Origin of the sequence: Bradyrhizobium sp. 154 (assembly GCF_023073875.1) — a bacterium.
Classification (GTDB): Bacteria; Pseudomonadota; Alphaproteobacteria; order Rhizobiales; family Xanthobacteraceae; genus Bradyrhizobium.
The window spans coordinates 32,629-49,496 of sequence record NZ_JADPKG010000109.1 but is presented as its reverse complement, the minus strand read 5'-3'; the positions used below and the strand labels follow the sequence as shown (position 1 = coordinate 49,496).

17 protein-coding genes and 1 tRNA gene are annotated in these 16,868 nt (G+C 64.0%); 9 read left to right on the top strand and 9 right to left on the bottom strand.

Annotated elements, in window-relative coordinates; all coding sequences use genetic code 11:
• Window positions 1-590 precede the first annotated feature (590 nt).
• Complete coding sequence (locus IVA92_RS27115; protein WP_247276238.1) at window positions 591-2,444, top strand: nucleotide pyrophosphatase/phosphodiesterase family protein; 1,854 nt, start codon at window positions 591-593, stop codon at window positions 2,442-2,444.
• A gap of 55 nt (window positions 2,445-2,499) precedes the next feature.
• Here IVA92_RS27115 and IVA92_RS27110 read toward each other — a convergent pair whose 3' ends face one another.
• Window positions 2,500-3,072: a hypothetical protein gene (locus IVA92_RS27110; RefSeq protein WP_247276237.1), complete on the bottom strand. Its 573-nt coding sequence runs from the start codon at window positions 3,070-3,072 to the stop codon at window positions 2,500-2,502.
• Window positions 3,073-3,454: 382 nt separating this feature from the next.
• Between IVA92_RS27110 and IVA92_RS27105 the strand changes: the two genes are divergently transcribed.
• Window positions 3,455-4,114 (top strand): peroxiredoxin, encoded by a 660-nt coding sequence (locus tag IVA92_RS27105; protein WP_247276236.1) that lies wholly within the window; start codon window positions 3,455-3,457, stop codon window positions 4,112-4,114.
• A 138-nt stretch (window positions 4,115-4,252) separates the two neighbouring features.
• Here the strand turns inward: IVA92_RS27105 and IVA92_RS27100 are convergent, their stop codons facing one another.
• Window positions 4,253-5,983 carry a Cache 3/Cache 2 fusion domain-containing protein gene (locus IVA92_RS27100; RefSeq protein ID WP_247416858.1) on the bottom strand — a complete coding sequence of 577 codons (1,731 nt, stop codon included), beginning with the start codon at window positions 5,981-5,983 and terminating at the stop codon, window positions 4,253-4,255.
• Window positions 5,984-6,306: 323 nt separating this feature from the next.
• Between IVA92_RS27100 and IVA92_RS27095 the strand changes: the two genes are divergently transcribed.
• Complete coding sequence (locus tag IVA92_RS27095) at window positions 6,307-6,600, top strand: hypothetical protein (RefSeq protein WP_247276234.1); 294 nt, start codon at window positions 6,307-6,309, stop codon at window positions 6,598-6,600.
• A 19-nt stretch (window positions 6,601-6,619) separates the two neighbouring features.
• On the opposite strand, the gene IVA92_RS27090 is transcribed toward IVA92_RS27095, so the two are convergent.
• Together IVA92_RS27090 and IVA92_RS27085 are read right to left on the bottom strand one after the other, a co-directional pair.
• Entirely contained in the window at window positions 6,620-7,492 is an 873-nt protein-coding gene (locus IVA92_RS27090; protein WP_247276233.1) for a DMT family transporter, read from the bottom strand.
• Between the two features lie 97 nt (window positions 7,493-7,589).
• Entirely contained in the window at window positions 7,590-8,036 is a 447-nt protein-coding gene (locus IVA92_RS27085) for a hypothetical protein (protein ID WP_247276232.1), read from the bottom strand.
• A 288-nt stretch (window positions 8,037-8,324) separates the two neighbouring features.
• On the opposite strand from IVA92_RS27085, the gene IVA92_RS27080 reads away from it, so the two are divergent.
• Both IVA92_RS27080 and IVA92_RS27075 read left to right on the top strand, forming a co-directional pair.
• Window positions 8,325-8,588 carry a hypothetical protein gene (locus IVA92_RS27080; RefSeq protein ID WP_247276231.1) on the top strand — a complete coding sequence of 88 codons (264 nt, stop codon included), beginning with the start codon at window positions 8,325-8,327 and terminating at the stop codon, window positions 8,586-8,588.
• Window positions 8,589-9,005: 417 nt separating this feature from the next.
• A complete protein-coding gene (locus IVA92_RS27075) occupies window positions 9,006-9,278 on the top strand; it encodes a hypothetical protein (protein WP_247276230.1) in 273 nt (90 codons plus the stop codon).
• 240 nt (window positions 9,279-9,518) lie between these two features.
• On the opposite strand, the gene IVA92_RS27070 is transcribed toward IVA92_RS27075, so the two are convergent.
• From IVA92_RS27070 to IVA92_RS27060, 3 genes are all read right to left on the bottom strand, one after another.
• Window positions 9,519-9,595 (bottom strand) — tRNA-Arg (locus tag IVA92_RS27070).
• A 152-nt stretch (window positions 9,596-9,747) separates the two neighbouring features.
• On the bottom strand, window positions 9,748-10,251 hold the full coding sequence (locus tag IVA92_RS27065) for a hypothetical protein (RefSeq protein WP_247276229.1): 504 nt from the start codon (window positions 10,249-10,251) through the stop codon (window positions 9,748-9,750).
• 160 nt (window positions 10,252-10,411) lie between these two features.
• The gene (locus tag IVA92_RS27060) at window positions 10,412-10,708 is read right to left on the bottom strand and encodes a hypothetical protein (protein ID WP_247276228.1); all 297 of its coding nucleotides are present in this window, start codon (window positions 10,706-10,708) and stop codon (window positions 10,412-10,414) included.
• Window positions 10,709-11,165: 457 nt separating this feature from the next.
• Here IVA92_RS27060 and IVA92_RS27055 point away from each other — a divergent pair, with 457 nt between their 5' ends.
• Window positions 11,166-11,549, top strand: a complete 384-nt coding sequence (locus tag IVA92_RS27055; RefSeq protein WP_247276227.1) for a VOC family protein — start codon at window positions 11,166-11,168, stop codon at window positions 11,547-11,549.
• Window positions 11,550-11,604: 55 nt separating this feature from the next.
• Here the strand turns inward: IVA92_RS27055 and IVA92_RS27050 are convergent, their stop codons facing one another.
• Window positions 11,605-12,102, bottom strand: a complete 498-nt coding sequence (locus tag IVA92_RS27050; protein WP_247276226.1) for a hypothetical protein — start codon at window positions 12,100-12,102, stop codon at window positions 11,605-11,607.
• A 259-nt stretch (window positions 12,103-12,361) separates the two neighbouring features.
• Between IVA92_RS27050 and IVA92_RS27045 the strand changes: the two genes are divergently transcribed.
• The 3 genes from IVA92_RS27045 (at window position 12,362) to IVA92_RS27035 (ending at window position 14,018) form a co-directional block, all read left to right on the top strand.
• Window positions 12,362-12,712, top strand: a complete 351-nt coding sequence (locus IVA92_RS27045; RefSeq protein ID WP_247276239.1) for a GrlR family regulatory protein — start codon at window positions 12,362-12,364, stop codon at window positions 12,710-12,712.
• A 234-nt stretch (window positions 12,713-12,946) separates the two neighbouring features.
• A complete protein-coding gene (locus IVA92_RS27040) occupies window positions 12,947-13,498 on the top strand; it encodes an AraC family transcriptional regulator (RefSeq protein WP_247276225.1) in 552 nt (183 codons plus the stop codon).
• Window positions 13,499-13,577: 79 nt separating this feature from the next.
• Entirely contained in the window at window positions 13,578-14,018 is a 441-nt protein-coding gene (locus tag IVA92_RS27035) for a DMT family transporter (protein ID WP_247276224.1), read from the top strand.
• Window positions 14,019-14,060: 42 nt separating this feature from the next.
• Here the strand turns inward: IVA92_RS27035 and IVA92_RS27030 are convergent, their stop codons facing one another.
• Entirely contained in the window at window positions 14,061-16,748 is a 2,688-nt protein-coding gene (locus tag IVA92_RS27030) for a PAS domain S-box protein (RefSeq protein ID WP_247276223.1), read from the bottom strand.
• Window positions 16,749-16,868: the final 120 nt, after the last annotated feature.

Genomic DNA, 16,868 nt, shown 5'->3' with positions numbered 1-16,868 from the left:
CGCTATGCATGAAGCACACGCAACCTGCTCTTGGCATGGCGGTCCATCGGAGCCAACCGGCTCCCGGCCTTCCCTGCGCCCTCGGCCGTTTTGAGGGTGGAGCGACGAAGCAAAGCTCGGGCGAACAAGCCGCGAGGATGCGAAGATGTGTCTGCCACCACACATTCGCTGTCATCGCCCGGCTTGCCGCCTTCGCCAAGGCTTCGGCGGGCCGAGCACTCCTGTGGGCCTCGGCGTAGCCTTGGCGGAGCCGGGACCGGGCGATCCGGTACGCCGAGACGGCAGTGCTTGAACAGAGACGCCGCGGCGTATTGGATTCCCCGCCGGAGCCTGTCATCGGGCTCGCCGAAGGCGAGACCCGGTGGCGGGGAATGACGGCGTCACCTGGAGAATCAGGCCGCCGCCTCTTGATCGTCATCGCGAGGAGCCCTTGCGACGCAGCGCGTCCGGGACACGAGATTCATGCATCGCCACCCTTCCCCGCCTCCTGCATCGCCAACGGCACTTGTAACGAAAGTGTCATGCAGCGAAACTAAACGAGCCTGGGGCCGCGGTCGCGGCCAAGCCGCCTCACCGCAGGGAGAGATTTGATGCGCCGCTCACTGGTGTTGCTGTCCGCCGGACTGACATTCCTGTCCACCGGACTTGCCTCCTCCCAGAACAACACGCCCCGCAACTTGATCCTGTTCATTCCGGACGGTCTTCGCGCGCTGAAGGTCACACCGGAGACGGCCCCGGCGATGGCCGAGGTCCGCGACAAGGGCGTCAACTTCAAGAACCCGCATTCGTTGTTCCCGACCTTCACCATGGCCAACGGCTCGGCGATGTCGACCGGACACTATCTCGGTGATACCGGCGTTTTCTCCAACACGATCTGGACCAACTACACCTCCGTCCCCGCCGGCGACACCGTGGTCCCCTTTATCGAAAACGATGCCGTGCTCGGCGACATCGACGAGCATTTCAAGGGCGACTATCTGAACGAAGAGACCATCCTGAAGATGGCCCGCGACAAGGGGTTCAGCACCGCGGCGATCGGCAAGGTCGGCCCGACCTACCAGTTCGACCACACGGACAAGCCCGACAGGGCTGGTCTGCACTCGGTCGTGTTCGACGACTCCACCGGCGGCAAGAACGGTGTCGCGCTGTCGGACGAGGTGAAGGACGCGCTGACCAAGGCCGGCCTGCCCACCGCCACGCCACCACGCGGCGACAATTCCAAGGCGGGCGACGCCAAAACCCCTGGCACCACCGTCGCCAACGTCGCGCAACAGGCCTATTTTGCCGATGTCGCCACCAAGGTGGTGCTGCCGATGTTCAAGGCGCGCAACAAGCCGTTCGTGCTGGTGTTCTGGTCGCGCGACCCCGACGGCAGCCAGCACAATACCGGTGACAGCCTCAATCAGATCATGCCTGGGATCAACGGTCCCACCTCGATGGCTGGCATCAAGAATGCCGACACCAACCTCGCCCAGCTCCGCAAGGCGCTCGACGAGCTCGGGCTCGCCACATCGACGAACATCATCGTTTCCGCGGACCACGGCTTCTCGACCATCTCCAAGGAGAGCAAGACCAGCCCCTCGGCCAAGATCAGCTATGACGACACGCCGAAGGACTTTTTGCCGATGGGCTTCCTGGCGCTCGACCTCGCCAAAGCGCTCGACCTGCCGCTGTTCGATCCCAACGACAAGAATGCAAAGATCGAAGGCAATAAGCATCCCAAGGCCGGTAACGGCGTGCTCGGCAAGGATCCGACCAAGCCCGATCTCGTCGTCGCGACCAATGGCGGCTCCGACCTGATCTATCTGCCCAACAAAGACAAGACGCTGGCGGCGAAGACGATCAAGGCGCTGCTCGAGCAGGACTACGTCTCCGGCCTGTTCGTCCACGACTCGCTCGGCCGCTTCCCCGGCACGCTGCCACTGTCAAGCATCAATCTGCGCGGCAAGGCGGCGACGCCGACGCCGTCGATCGTCGTCAACTTCCGCTCCTATGCCAGCGATTGCGGCGAGGCGCCGACCAACTGCTCGGTGCAGGTCGCCGATACCGTCCTGCGCCAGGGCCAGGGCATGCATGGCAGCTTCAGCCGCGGCGACACCATGAACTTCATGGCCGCCATTGGTCCGGACTTCAAAGCCGGCTATGTCGACGAGATCCCGGTCAGCAACGCCGACGTCGGCATGACCGCGGCCCGGCTCCTGGGCCTGCGCAGCGCGCAGAACGGCGTTCTCGTCGGCCGCGTGATCTCGGAAGCCCTGCTCAATGGCACGATGCCGAAGGCCTATGCCGGCACGCTGAAGTCCAAACCGGCCGAGGGTGGCCTGATGACCGTGCTGAACTTCCAGCGCGTCGGCAGCCAGCGCTATTTCGATGCCGCCGGCTTCCCCGGCCGCACGCTCGGGCTCGAGCTTGAGGGCGGTAAACAAAAAACGGCGGGGAAATGACCCCGCCGCTCGATCGCGTCTGCATGAGGCGCGTCGATGTTAAATGCTCAAAATCTTACATGCCAATGTCGAACACGTTGGGCAATTGGCCCGCCAGAGGCAGTGCGGTAGCGCCCAGGAAGGTCGCCACCATCGCCATTAGGCGACGGTTGTTCTGGCGCTTGCCGCGCATCTGGCCGGCGATCCACTCCAGCATCTCGCTGTTGACCTTGGAGGCATAGGACGGTGCCCAGCTCTCGATCTCGGTGTCGGCCGATAGCGCAACGCTTCGCGGCGGCACCTTTAGGCCCGAGGCGCTGGCTGCATAATGGGCAACGGACTTGGCGAGCAGGTCGTCGAACCGGCCACCGTCAGTACGTTCGGTCGCGGCCTCGTTGATCTCGAACAATACTTCGGCCTCGGTGCGGCTCACCGGCTGGTCGTTGACGGCAGTGGCCGTCAGGATGCGTACGCACCAGGCGGTGTCGTCGGCATCGAGCGAACGGGAGAAATGCACCCTTCCTTTGGTGGTCGGGCCTTCGCCCGTGATCACGCCGTCGCGCACGATGCTCAGCGCATGGGCCGCCGTATCGCGGCAGGACGGTTCGAGGGACGACGGCTCGGTAGGCTTAGGCGCAGCGGCAGACATAGTTCACTTCCAGACTTCTTCTGATCGGCCAGCATTTTCATGCCGACGTAAAGGGGTGGTTAACGATTCGATACGGGGATCGCGACTTTTCTAGATGGTTGCCAATTGGTCGCTGTCAGGACCATTTTGGTTCTAGGAAGCGCCGGGCGAGCGTGATGGAAGTCATAAACGGCATTATCGGGGCAATCGGCACCGTGTCACCCCGGGTGGAGATGTTTCGCCGCAGGCGCCGCGGTAACAGAAAGGTGCTAGAAAATCGGTCTTTCGAAGAAGGAATTCACATTTTACTTGAGCCGGTTCACTTGGCTTCGCCAAAACCCTATACTGATGATGACGGCCCGAGATGAATTCCATAGTAAATTCAAAGAGATGAGGTAGAACCATGACACTTCCGATCGGCGCCACCGCCCCCGACTTCGAAGCTGAGACCACCGAAGGGAAGATCAAGTTCCATGACTGGATCGGCAACAGCTGGGCCCTGCTGTTCTCGCACCCCAAGGACTTCACGCCGGTTTGTACGACCGAACTCGGCGCGCTGGCCAAGCTGAAGCCGGAATTCGACAAACGCGGCGTCAAGCTGATGGGCCTGTCGGTCGATCCAGTCGACCGCCATTCCAAATGGTCGGAGGACATCAAGGAGACGCAAGGCGCCGCGCCGAACTATCCGATGATCGGCGACACCGATTTCAACGTCTCCAAACTCTACGGCATGCTGCCGGCCTCGACCTCGGGCGATCCCCTCACCCGCACGCCGGCCGACAACCAGACCGTTCGCAACGTCTTCATCATCGGCCCGGACAAGAAGATCAAACTGGTGCTGGTCTATCCGATGACCACAGGGCGGAACTTCCAGGAGATCCTGCGCGTCATCGACTCGCTCCAGCTCACCGCCAAGCATCGTGTCGCGACGCCGGCCGACTGGACGCAAGGGCAAGACGTCATCATCGCTGGCTCGGTCTCCAACGACGAGGCCAAGACGATCTACCCGCAGGGCTGGAAGGAGCCGAAGCCCTACATTCGCATCGTGCCGCAGCCGAAATAACCCAACTTCCATCCCGGGATGGTCCGACCGACCAGACCTCTGGTGCGCAATTGCGCACCGGGGGATCTCGAGATTCTCTGGTGCGCAATTGCGCACCAGAGTTCGGTCCTTTGAACGGCCCGCAATGACCGCGTTGGATCAGGCCGCGTGGACGCGGTCGAGGAAGCCGTCAACCTCGGCCTTCAGATGCAGGCTCTCGCCCGACAGCGCCTGAGCGGAGGCAAACATCCGGCTCGAGGTCTCGCCGGTTTCGCTCGCGCCCTTGGCGGCGTGACGGACATTGACGGCGACATCGGCCGTGCCCGACACCGCCGCCCGAACGCTGGCCACGATGTTGTGGGTCGCGCTTTTCTGCTGCTCGACCGCAGCCGAGATCGAGCCGGCGATGCCGCTGATGCGCTCGATGGTCTGGCTGATCGCCTTGATGGCGGCAACCGATTCCTCGGTCGCGAGCTGCATGCTCTCGATCTGGTTCGAGATCTCGTCGGTCGCCTTGGCGGTCTGGCCGGCCAGCGTCTTGACCTCCTGGGCCACCACGGCGAAGCCGCGGCCGGCGTCGCCCGCGCGGGCGGCCTCGATGGTAGCGTTTAGCGCCAACAGGTTGGTCTGCTCGGCGATCGAGGTGATCAGCTTGACGACGTCGCCGATACGCGCGCCGGCTTCCGAGAGCTGCGCGATGCGCTGGTCGGTCGCCTCGGCCTGCCGCACCGCTTCGGCGGAGATCTCGTTGGATTCCTGCACCCGGCGGGTGATTTCGGAGATCGATTGGGACAGCTCGTCGGAGGCCGACGCTGCCGAACGCACGTGCTCGGAGGCGTTTTCGGAAGCTCCGGCCGAGTGCGCCGACAGTTCGGCGGTGGAGCGCGCAACATCGGTGAGTTGCCGTGCCACGCGCTCGAATTCGCCCGACGATGCGAGCACCTTGTCGAGAATGCCGCCGACGCTGCCGCGGAACTCCTCGACGAAGCTGCGAAGCTCCGCCTTGCGCTGCTCGGCCGCGGCAGTCGTTGCCGCCGCCTGCTCGCTGCGCAGGCGCGCCCGCTCCAGCGAATTGCTCTTGAAGACCGCGACGGTGCGGGCGATCTCGCCGATCTCGTCGGCGCGATCTTCGCACTCGATCGCGACGTCGCTCTGGCCGTTGGCAAGCGCCGTGAGCGAGTGCGTGACCGAGGTGAGCGGTTTCGTGACACGGCGGACGATCACCAAGGTAAGGATCAGGACCAGGAGCGCCGCGAGACCGGCCGCCGCGGCCATGCTCGAGATCGCCTGGGACAGCATGCTCTCGAACTGGGCCATGGGGATGCCGACATAGAGAATGCCGGCGACCTTGCCGGTCGCGTCCAAGATCGGGAAATAGGCGGTCATGAACGACTTGCCGAACAGCGTCGCCGGCCCCTTATAGGCCTCGCCACGACGCAGCGGCGCCTGTCCCGGATGATCGGCGGCAAGCTGGGTGCCGACCGCGCGATCGCCATTCTCCTTCTTCACATTGGTCGAGCGTCGCACGAATTGTCGGCTCGCCTCGTCGAACACGAACAGGGTCGCATTGCCGCCGACATAGGACACTGCGCGATCGACGATGGCGTGATCCCTGAGCTCGGGCATCTTGGGAATCTCGGCGCGTGCGACTGCGCCGTCCCTCACCGTGATCTTGACGTCTGGAACGGTCTCGGCAAAGGCCAGCGCCAGCGTGCGCAGATTGACCTCGATGTCGCGGAGAGCACGATCATTGAATGCGGATGTCAGCGACCAATAGCCGGCGCCGACCACGAGCGCCGTGTTCACGGCGATCAGCAGCACGGCGCACAGGACTGCCTTGGTGCCGAGCTTGAACTGCGGCAGAAGTTTCGCCGGTAGAAAGTTGGACATGAATCGAGTGACCCCCGTAGCTCCTGCATATTGATGCAATCGGCTTACGGCCCCATTAACGACCGTTTGCACCGCCGGGCGCGGGCATCCTTTCCAAATCGTAAAGAAGCCCCCTCACCACGCCAAGCGCTCCGCCCCTCATCGTCTCGCTCGGCGGCGATCTCCGCCTGTCCGGCCACCCGCCACTCCGCAGCCGGTCAGCGATCACGCGAGCGGGACGCCGCGCTCGCAGCCTACGCAAGATCCGCATAGGTTGAGCGTTGCTTTGACACAATCTTGAAACCCGCTATCGTCATCGCTCCGTTCAAACAATGGGGGACGATATGGACAACGAGAAGCCGATCACCGAGCTGGCGATGGAGACGATCACCACCGCCGTGGAAGCGACCAAGGACGCCGCAGTCGCCGCCGTCAAGCAGGTGAAGGAAGCCGCAAAGAAGGTCGCGGCGAAGAAGGCTGCCAAAAAGACGGCCAAGAAGGCTGCCAACAAGACCACGAAGAAAGCCGCGAAGAAGTCGTCCAAGAAAGCCGCAAAAAAGGCCACCAAGACATCTGCGAAGAAGGCCGCCAGGAAAGCCACCAAATCGAAGAAGAAGGCCAAGAAGGCCAAGCGCTGACCGCAACGCTCGGAAACTGCTAGAAGCGTCGATTGACCACAAAGACCGCTGTGGCACAGAGCGCCATGCCGGCAATGGCAATTGCGTCCAGCTTTTCTCCGAACAGCAGGTAGGCCATCAGCGCCGTCACGGCCGGCACCAGGTAGAACAGGCTCGCGACCGAGGTTGCCGCGGCGTGGCGGATCAGCCAGTACAACAGCCCGATCGATCCGATCGAGAGCGCCACGGCCAGCCAGGCGAGCGCGAGCACGAATTCGCGCGTCCAGTGCACCACGCGGTCTTCGAACAGAAAGGCGCCGATCGCGAAGAAAATGGTGACGGACAGGTATTGCACGAGATTGCCGGCGCGCCAGTCGATGTGATTGCAGTAGCGGCGCTGATAGAGCGTGCCGAGGGTGATGCTGATCAGCGAGACCACCGAGGCGAGCCAGCCGAGCCCGGCTTCGCCGCTCATCGGGCGGTTGTGCAGGATCAGCACGACGCCGCCGAGGCCGAGCACGAGGCCGGCCCATTGCACCGGCGTCACCTTCTCGCCGAGCCAGCGATTGGCGATGGTCGAGGTCAGGATCGGCTGCAAACCCGGAATCAGCGCGGAAAGGCCTGCCGGAATCGAATGCGCGATCGCGATCGCGGTGCCGCCGAGATAGAAGCCATGGACCAGAATGCCGGCGACCGCGCTGTGCGCAATGCCGGTGCCATCAGGCCATTTCGGCCGCGCGATCGCCGCGATGATCGCCATCAGGCCGACCACGATCGCCATGCGGATGGCGAGATAGGTCAAGGGATCGGCATTGTCGACGACGTATTTCGTGCCGATGAATCCGGTGCTCCAGAGCAGGACGAACAGGATCGGCGCCGCGCGGGCGGTCAGGGCTTCCGGATTGTGCTTCATTGCCGCCTCCTTGCCCGATGGGGCCCCATGCGGCAATACGAATTTCCGGACGAGCGATGCTGCGCTGCGACGACAGCGGGAGCCGCGGCTCAGCCGCTCACCACTCTTCCGGACAGGGGTCGATGATCTTCCAGAGCTCGACCCCGTTCTTGATTTTCTTCATATCAGTGGTGAGCCCGCCATTGCGGCGGATCCAGTCCTTCACCTTGTCGGGATAGTAGGACATCAGATCGGAGGTGCCTTCGGCGCTCGTAACCTTGATGCCGAAGGTGAAGGCCTTGTCGTAATAGGCCTGATGGAAGCCGAGGCTGGCGCGCGGCGTTACGCAGATCTTGTTCATCGGGACGATGCCAAGCACGAGCGTGCACGCCGAATTGCAGATGCCGTCGATAATGACGCGCTCGCCCTTCTCGCGCACGCGCTTGTACTTGGTCTTGTACTCCTCGACATAGCCGCCGTGGTCGCGGGTGATGTGCAGCTCGGCGCGCGCCGGCATGGCGGCGGCGAGGCACAACAACAGCAGGCTCGGAAGCATGATGCGCATGGCGACGTGACGGCGAAAGCCTTCAGGAATGGACCGGCCTCGAAGGAGCCCCCAAAAGGCCGGCGAGGGATTCTAAACCGATACTATTTGGTCACACTTGTGTGGGGAATTCGTTAAGCATCCCGAAAAGGCCAAAAATGGGCAGCTTTCGACCGCATGTCGGCAATTCTGTCGCACCCACCCGGAAATCTGCGGTTTGGGCGTGATTCCGAGCCTCCGGACCGATGTCCTGACCACCCGAAATTGCTATAAATAGCGGACCCATTCGCGCAGGTTCCGGAGAATCAGATGAGCAAGTTGAAGCTTGTAGCCGCAGTTGCTGTCCTGTCGGCTGCAATCCTAGCCCCCGGCCTCGCGGAGGCGCGGGGACACCACCGCTACCACCGCTCCTACGTCAACCCGCTGCCCTACCCGATCAGCTATCTGCACAATTACGGACCCGGCATCACCCCCGGCACCTTCGCCTATTACGACGGCCCGTCGACCAACCACTGCTACCGAAGCGCAGCCGCTTATATCGGCCAGGACGGTCGCCGGCACCCCTGCTACTGAGGGGCGCCGCTCCTTCCCGCGGGCGTTCTTATTTCGCGGCGCCCGAGAGCAGCAATTGCTTCTCGATCTCGTAGACCGATACGCCTTGTGCACGAGTCAGAATAATCGGCGCGGATCATGCCAGCGCGCGCGGTGAGGCCACCATGGTCGGGGCCGAGGTCTCGCCCGCGCTGACGTCAACATCGAGACGGCCGCCCCGTGCCCCGCAAAATTGCGCAGGATCAAGGCTGGCGGCAAGTCGTGCGAGCACCTGCCGGCGCACGCGCAACACTGAATCAGAGATGGTTTGGTGCCGTTAAGATCATCCCTGACGCTCGGCTGACCGAAGATTTGTTCATCAGCATTACATTTCGGGTCCGCCACAATTTGATCAGAACATCATCGATATCCTGCCTCGCGTCAGCGGAGGAAGACATCATGAAGCTCAAGATTGGCCTCGTCGCCGCATCCTTGTTCGGTGCCCTCGCGGTATCGCCGGCGGCGTCCGCCATGCCCATCGCGCCCGCGCCTGCAACTTCGCAGGTCTCCGACGTCGAGCAGGTCCGCATGGTCTGCAACGCCTGGGGACGCTGCTGGTGGCGTCCGAACTATTATGGGTATTACGGGCCGCGGCCGTACTACGGCCCCCGGTATTATGCGCCGCGCTACTACGGCCCACGCTATTATGGTTACGGCTATCGCCGCTGGTAATATCAAAGGGGGCCCTCGGGGCCCCTTCGCTTTTGCGAGAAGACGCATCTGGAAGCCCGCAGGGGCGCGCCCTTGGCGCGCGGGGTTGACGGTGAAAGCGCGGGCCGAGCAATAATGGGCTGTGCCATCAATGCATGGCGTAAACCCTGCAACCCTCGACAACCCGTTCGGCACGAGGTTGTCACCCATGTCTCAGGTACGACCTGCTACCTATGTCTCCGGGCTGGACAAACATAAGCGTGGCGCGCTCGGAAGGATTCGAACCTCCGACCCTCGGAATCGAAATCCGATGCTCTATCCAGCTGAGCTACGAGCGCCCTGGCCCAAAGATTGGGCCGCAACCGAGACGCGCCTGACCACTGTTGGCGAGCCCGCACAGCGGGCGGCGTTCGGATGGGTTCGAATTAGCAGAGAGGCTGCCCAATATAAAGCCCCACCCGTCGCCGTTCGAGACGAGTCGAAGGCTCTCTCACCAGGTCGTGTTGAAAAGACCGAAATGCGGCTGCTGGGCCACCAGCATCGGCCGGCCAAACTGTTGTGGCCCACCATACTGCGGCCCACCATATTGCGGGGCCGTGTGCGCTCTGGCGACCTTACGCTTGGGCTGAGCCTGGGCCTGCGGCTTCTTGGCGGCGCTGTCGGCCTTCGAGCCAGGGGTAAACTGGGCAAAGGTCTCGCGCACCCGCGCCTTGGCCGACATCTCCGCGAGGGCCGCTGCCGACGCGGTATCCGGCGGCTGCGGCGCCGCGACGGTGGCGGTCTTCATCGCAGGCGCGGCAATCGTCGGCTGGCTGGTATCGAGCACCACGCGCTCAGGCAAATGGCGATCGGACCGGATCCGGATCAGTGGCTGGTCGTTGCTCGCCGTCGCAACAGTTTGCGTCACTGGTGACGCCGGCAGAACGAAGTCCACGGCAAATAACAGTGCGAGCAAAGCTCCACCGACAAAGATGAAATACCGAAAGATGGGCATAGCCGCGCTCCGCCCCCCGCATCCCCGCGTGGGCTCTCCGCCTCAACAGGCGATCTTCTAATTGGTTCCTAGCCCAGCCGTACGGTTCAAATGGCGACGCGAAGTTTTTTGGCCAAGTCTTGCGGACGGTAACTTTTCCGCTATCGGAAAATGCAGCGCTTTACGCGCGGCGCGCTGCAACCAGCGAACACTTCGCCTGATCGGCGTTCACATTGACGTAGCCGACGGGGATCTGCGCATAGGTCTTGCGGCTCTTCATGCTGACGGGGTCCGCCAGCACACGGCTGCGATCGGTGAGATGACTGCCGTCGCGCCGCGCGAAAGCGCAGACGATCTCGACATCCTTTACGGCATAGTCATTGTCGTTTCGCAGCGTGAACGTCACCAGCGCCTTCGAGCCGAGGCCGCCGCGGCGCCAGGTCTGCGATGAAATCCTGAGACGACCGAGTTCTGCCATTGCCGGCGCCCGAGCTTCGGGGGCCGGCGCGCCCGCGCCGGCCGAATCGCCCGAAGGAGCCGTCTCGACGGCTGCCAGCTCCGACGTCCCCGACTCAGCGCTATTGCTTTTGGAGAGAGGCAGCAGCATCCAGATTCCGCAGCCGACGATGATCGCTGCCAGCAACCACAGCAAACTTCGGCCAAACGAGACGCTCGCAACCGTCACGGTCCGCGCCAATCGCTCGCCGATTCCGGCGAAACGCCTCAACCCGATCCGGTCAAGCCCAGCGTTCATGGTTTTCGTCACCGACAGCGGCTTACGCCCGTCCGACGACGGACCGAGCCGCTGGATACCTTAATCGGGAACACGAACCAAGGTTCCCGGCCGTTGCGAATCGGCAACGACGGTGGTGATCACCGGCAGGGGCCGTTAACATGCGGCGCAACATCCGAAGGTCCCATTGGGAGAGAATGAAATGCCAGTCGTCACTTGGGATCACGTCCATCTGCGCAGCCCTGATCCGGAGGCCACGGCGGCCTGGCTGCGCGACATCCTCGGTGGCGAGATCGTGCGGGCGCCCGGACGGATCGACGTGAACCTTGGCGGGGCCAGGATATTCATCGCGCCGCTCGAAGGCGACAGCGCCGTCAGCCCGCCGCCCGCGCATCCGCATCAGGGCCTCGACCATTTTGGTCTGACGGTAAAGGACATCGACGCCGTCGCCGCCGAGATCAAGGCCAAGGGCGTCACTTTCACACGCGAGCCGACGACGATCAGGCCCGGCGTACGCATCTGCTTCATCCGCGGCCCCGAAGGCATCTCCATCGAACTGCTCGAGCGCGACACCAAGTATACGTGACGCGGCGCGGGCGGCATCAGGCATCAGCCCTCCGGGCGAAGCGTCGCTTGGTGGCCTATGTCATGCTACCAGGCATAAAGCAGCGGATGGTGACGCCCATGGGGCCGTAGATCGGCCAGACCATGGTTCGTCCGACCCGGTTGGGCTCCGAGATCACGGCCTCCTCGGGCACGTCCACCCAGACGAGCTCTTGCGGCTGGCCGTCGATGCCCGAGCCGTAGCGCGGGATGCGGACACGATAGTGCCCGTCCTTGCTGTCCCAGTCGGAATCCGAGACGGCCGAGCCGTCGGCGTCCGAGCAGCAAGGCCCCTTGCCGCTTCGCAAGCCGTCGAACCAGGCCTTCAAGTCCGGATTGGTGTTCGCGAATTGGCCACGGTCACGCGCGTGCCCGAAGGAGGCCGCAAGCGCACTCAGGCCCAAGGCGCACGCGAGCCTTATCAAGCTTCGCCAGCGTGTCGCGGTGCCGCTCCGCCGTCGTTCGCTTTTGCAATTCGCGGGACGCACACTGTACAGACGCGGCTCAACGCCGCCGGAATCGATCCAGTTGCTCACGTTCGTCTTGCTCCAGCACTCCGCGGCCAGTGCGATAATGGCTATGCATTTCGCGGGCCAACTCCAATGCGCAACGTCCGGCCTCGCCTCATCATCAGAGCGTCATGACGGCGTCACGCACAAGCCGGAACAATCACGGCTCGCGACGGCGATGCCCCTGCCGCCCGCTAAACTGCCGCGTTGCGCGTGCGGATGCGCTTTGGCATAAATGCTCTACCGGTTACGCCGTTGGGCGATGGCGGCCGGCCTGCGGGACGTGATGAAGAACGGCCTCTATTCGATTCACGTGAGCCTGCTCGACGGTCGGGTCGGCAAAGGCAGCGGCGTGATCCTTTTCCGCGACGGCAAGATTCTTGGCGGCGACGCCTACCTCTATTACACCGGCAGCTACACCGTGAAGGACAACACCTTCAAGGGCGAAGTGCTGGTGCAGCGCCACACCTCGCCGCGGGGCGACGACAATCCGCTGTTCGGCGGCCCCGCCCCGGTCGGCATCGGCGTCAGTGGCACCTTCACGGAGACGCGCGGGGAGATGACCGGCACGGCGCTGGTCGGCAAGGCCAGCCAGATCTTCGGCGCGACGCTGCACAGGCTCGCCGACGTCGATTAGGGCGTGCCAATAAGTCACGACGCACGGCTCAAAACCAGTCTGCAGCAGCCTCCTGACATCCTGAGCAATAGATCGTATGCAGTGAGGATGCCTAGATCGTGGACATATCGCCCATGGGCACGTGACTCGGCGATCGAGTTCGGCCACCTCGCGGCGGCACAGGCGGTCGCGCTCGCCTGTCACCTTCACCCGAATGTCCAGGTCGCCGCCGTCCACAAGGGATGGCGCATGTACATGACCACATTCGGAGAGTTTCTCGCCATCGCGGGCGATATCGTCGTCATCCCGGCGGGCGTACCGCACGCCTCGCAAGGCGGCGCGGGCTCGATCGTCAACCATCTCTATTTACCGGGCGTTCATGCGGCGGTGAGAAGGATCTCGGGGCCGTTCTGCATCCGTAACTCGCGGGCAACCTTGCCAGAGGAGATGCTCGACGCGATCGGCTCGCATGATCCGTGCCCGAGACGTCTGACGCTGCCGGCCAAACGTGCCGCGCTGACGGAGCTGGTTTCGTGCGACGATCTCGACATCCGCACGATCGCGGCACGCCAGGGCCGATCGACCGACGGCTTCATTCGGCAGTTCAAGCGAGAGATTGGAATGACCCCTGCCGCCTATCGTCTTGCGCTGCGACTGGCAGCGGCACGCTCACGTTTGAAGTGCGGCGACACCGTCGCGGACGTGGCTTATGCCGGCTCGTTCTCCGACCAGAGCCACCTTGGTCGCCTGTTTCGGCGCGCTTACGGCGCAACGCCTGCCGCCTACCGCTGCGCGTTCGCAGATTGAGGCGGTCGATTTCGTTCCAGACGTGAATTGGCTCCAGGCGCTAAGCTGGCGCCACTTCCCATGCCATTACGAGCCGCGCATGAACCTTCTGGCAGCCTTCGTCGTCCTCTCCGCGGGCCTGAGCCTCGCCTTTCAGCAGGTGCTGAACGCCAGTCTTGGCAAGGCCATGCAATCAGGGAGGTGGGCGGCGTTCGTGAGTTATCTTGGCGGGACAATCGCATTACTGCTGGTCCTGATCGTCGTGCGCGAGCCGATACCCGCTGCCGCCCTGGCCGGACGAGCGCCTTGGATCGCATGGACCGGGGGAATTTTCGGCGCGATCTTCATCGCGACCAGCATCCTCATGGTGCCGCGCCTCGGCGTGGCGACGGTGTTGACGTTGATCGTCGTGGGTCAGTTGCTTGGTTCATTGGCGTTCGACCACGTCGGCCTGTTCGGCCTGCCGCACCATCCGATCACGTTGACACGGGCGTTGGGCGCCGGGTGTCTCATCCTGGGCGCGGCTCTCGTTCGCGGGTAACGATCGCCGGCAGCGCGGCGCGCTAGCGAGTCCGCGACCTGATCATTCCGCCGCTTGCTCGAGCGGCGCTGTGCGCGGCAGGATCATCTGGATGCGCGTGCCACCGCCCGGCTCGGAATCTAGGTCGAGCCGGCCGCCGAGCCGGTTGGTGACGATGCTGTAGACAATGTGCAGGCCGAGGCCGGTGCCGCCCTGATCGCGCCGCGTCGTGAAGAACGGATCGAAGGCACGGCGGCGGACGTCGAGCGACATGCCGCAGCCATTGTCGGAGAAGACGATCTCGACATTGTCCTTGCCGGACTCGCGCACCTGGATGTCGATGGTCCCCGGCCGGCCGTCCGGAAAGGCGTGCGCCACCGAATTGAGAAACAGATTGGTCAGCACCTGGCCGTACGGGCCGGGATAGCTGTTCATGGTGAGATCCGGCTGACACTCGACATTGAGCGTCAGATTGTGCTTTCGCAGACCGGGCCGCAGGCTCATCACCACCTGCTCGGTGAGGTCGCCAAGGTCGAAGCTGCGCTGGTCCGAATAGTTGCGGTCGGCCGCGACCTGCTTGAAAGACTGGATCAGCTCGGCGGCGCGGTTGAGATTGGAAACGAGCTGCGAAGAGGCATCGCGGCTGGTGTTGAGAAACTCGTTGAGCGTGGAGCGGCGGAGCTCGCCGCGCTCCACCTCGGCGGTGAACATCGCGGTCTTGCGCTCCAGCGCGGACGCGACCGTGAGGCTGATGCCGACCGGATTGTTGACCTCGTGCGCGACGCCGGCGACCAGGCGCCCGAGCGCGGCGAGCTTCTCCGCCTCGATCAACGAGGCCTGGGTCTCGCGCAGATTGCGCAGCGCGGTCTCGGCAGCTTCCTTGGCTTTGCGCATCTCCTGCTCGCCGCGCTTGCGCTCGCCAATGTCGAGCGCGACGGTGACGATGCGTTCGATCTCGCCTTCGGCGTCGAGCAGCGGCAGCTTGTTGACCAGCCATTGCCGCATGTTGCCGGAGGCGTCCTTGTACTCCTCCTCATAGAAGCCGAGCCCCTTGCGGAGCTTGAGCACGCGCTTGTCGCTCTCGTCAGACTTGGCTGCGCCGTAGCGCGACATCAGGTCGGCCGTGGTGCGGCCGAGCGCGTCGCTCGGCTCGATGCCGAAGATACCGGCCATGTAACGGTTCATCAGCACATAGCGCAGGTCGCGATCCTTGACGTTGATCACCGCCGGCACGGTGTCGATGACCTGCTGGAGCAGGCGCCGGCCTTCGGCGATGGCATCTTCCGCCCGCTTCTGGTCGGTGATGTCGCGCAGCGTGCCCTCGTAGCGGACGATGTTGCCCTGCTCGTCCCGCACGCCCGTGGCGCTGTCGGAGAGCCACAGGATGTTGCCGCTGCGCTGGCGAACCTGATACTCGAACTCGCGTACCATGCCGTCGCGCGCCATTAGCCGCTGATATTCGGCACGCGCCTCCGGGTGGACGTAGATCGTGTGGGCGATGTCGTTGATGCTGTCGATGAGGTGCTGCGGGCTGTCGTAACCCATCATCCGCGCCAGCGCCGGATTGGCGTTGAGGAGGTCGCCGGCCGGCGTCGTCACGTAAATGCCATCGACCGAGCCCTCGAACAGTTTTCGGTAGCTCTCCTCCGCGAGGCGCTGCTCGGTGAGCGCGCGCACCGCCGCCTCGCGCGCCGTGTCGGCCTCCTCGAGCGCGCGGCGGAACACTTCGGCCGCGCGCGCGATATCGCCGATCTCGTTGTCGAGGTCGGCCGAAGGGATCGACGTGTCCTTCTGGCCCGCTGCAAGCGCGCGAATGGAGCGCGCGATCTGGGCGAGCGGACGGACCGTCCTTCGCACCACGAACAACGCGGCGCCGATGCCGATCAGCACGCCGACCGTGCCGAGCACGATGCTCTGCCACCGCGCCTCGGTCAGCGTGCGGGCAAAATCGCGCGACAGCACGTGGCCGCGGCGCGAACTGACCTCGCGCAGCAATTCGGTGACGCGGCCGATCAGGCGGCCCTCGGTGCCCAGCACCTCGCGGTCGATGTCGGCGATCTGCCGCTCGCGGACGGCGACCGCCATGATTGCCTCGGCGTAATCGTTGACAGCCGACCTCAGCTTGCTATCGGCGGTGTCCATCGCCCGCATTCCCTCCGCGGCCTGCTCGGCCGCGGAAGGGTTGCGCGCCAGCAGCCCGAGCGCGATCCGGCTCTGCGCCTCGGACAGGCGGGAGGCCAGCTCGCGGTCCGCGGTGCCGGCGACGGCCGCGTCGAAACGGTCGCGCAGCGGTGGCAGGCCGGCGAGCAGCTGGGCGCGGCGGTCGATCAGGGTCGAGATCCGCTCCAGGCCGGTCCGATAGGTCGCAAGCCGCTCGGTGACCCCGTCGATCATGTCCTGCTGCTCGGGCGCGAGCTCGATGCGGGTCTTCTTCAGGATATCGCTTAAGGCGGAGGCCGCCTCGCCCACCTGCTGGAACTGGATGCCGGCGCCGGGATCGGTGACGAAGTCGCGCGCGGCAAGGCGCAATTCGTTCATGCGGCGATCGATGTCCTCGGCAAGGTCCCCGACGCTCTGGAGCCGCTGCAGCTCGGCGAAGGTGGTGTCGATATGCCGGATCGCAATCACGCTCGCGGTCGAGGTGACGATGATCACCGCCAGCACCAACAGGAAGCTGCCGAAGGTGAGCTGGCCGATGGAGAGCGAGAAGGTTCGCTTTTTCTCTGGGGTCGGCATCAATTCGGCGGACATTGGGGCTTTTGAGGACCAGGCTGCTGGAGGCCCAATATACGACGTATTGCGCCCCCGGGGGAACATGCCTCTGGCCGCCGAATATCCTTAATATCCGGAGCCTGCCGCCCCTTCTTCGTC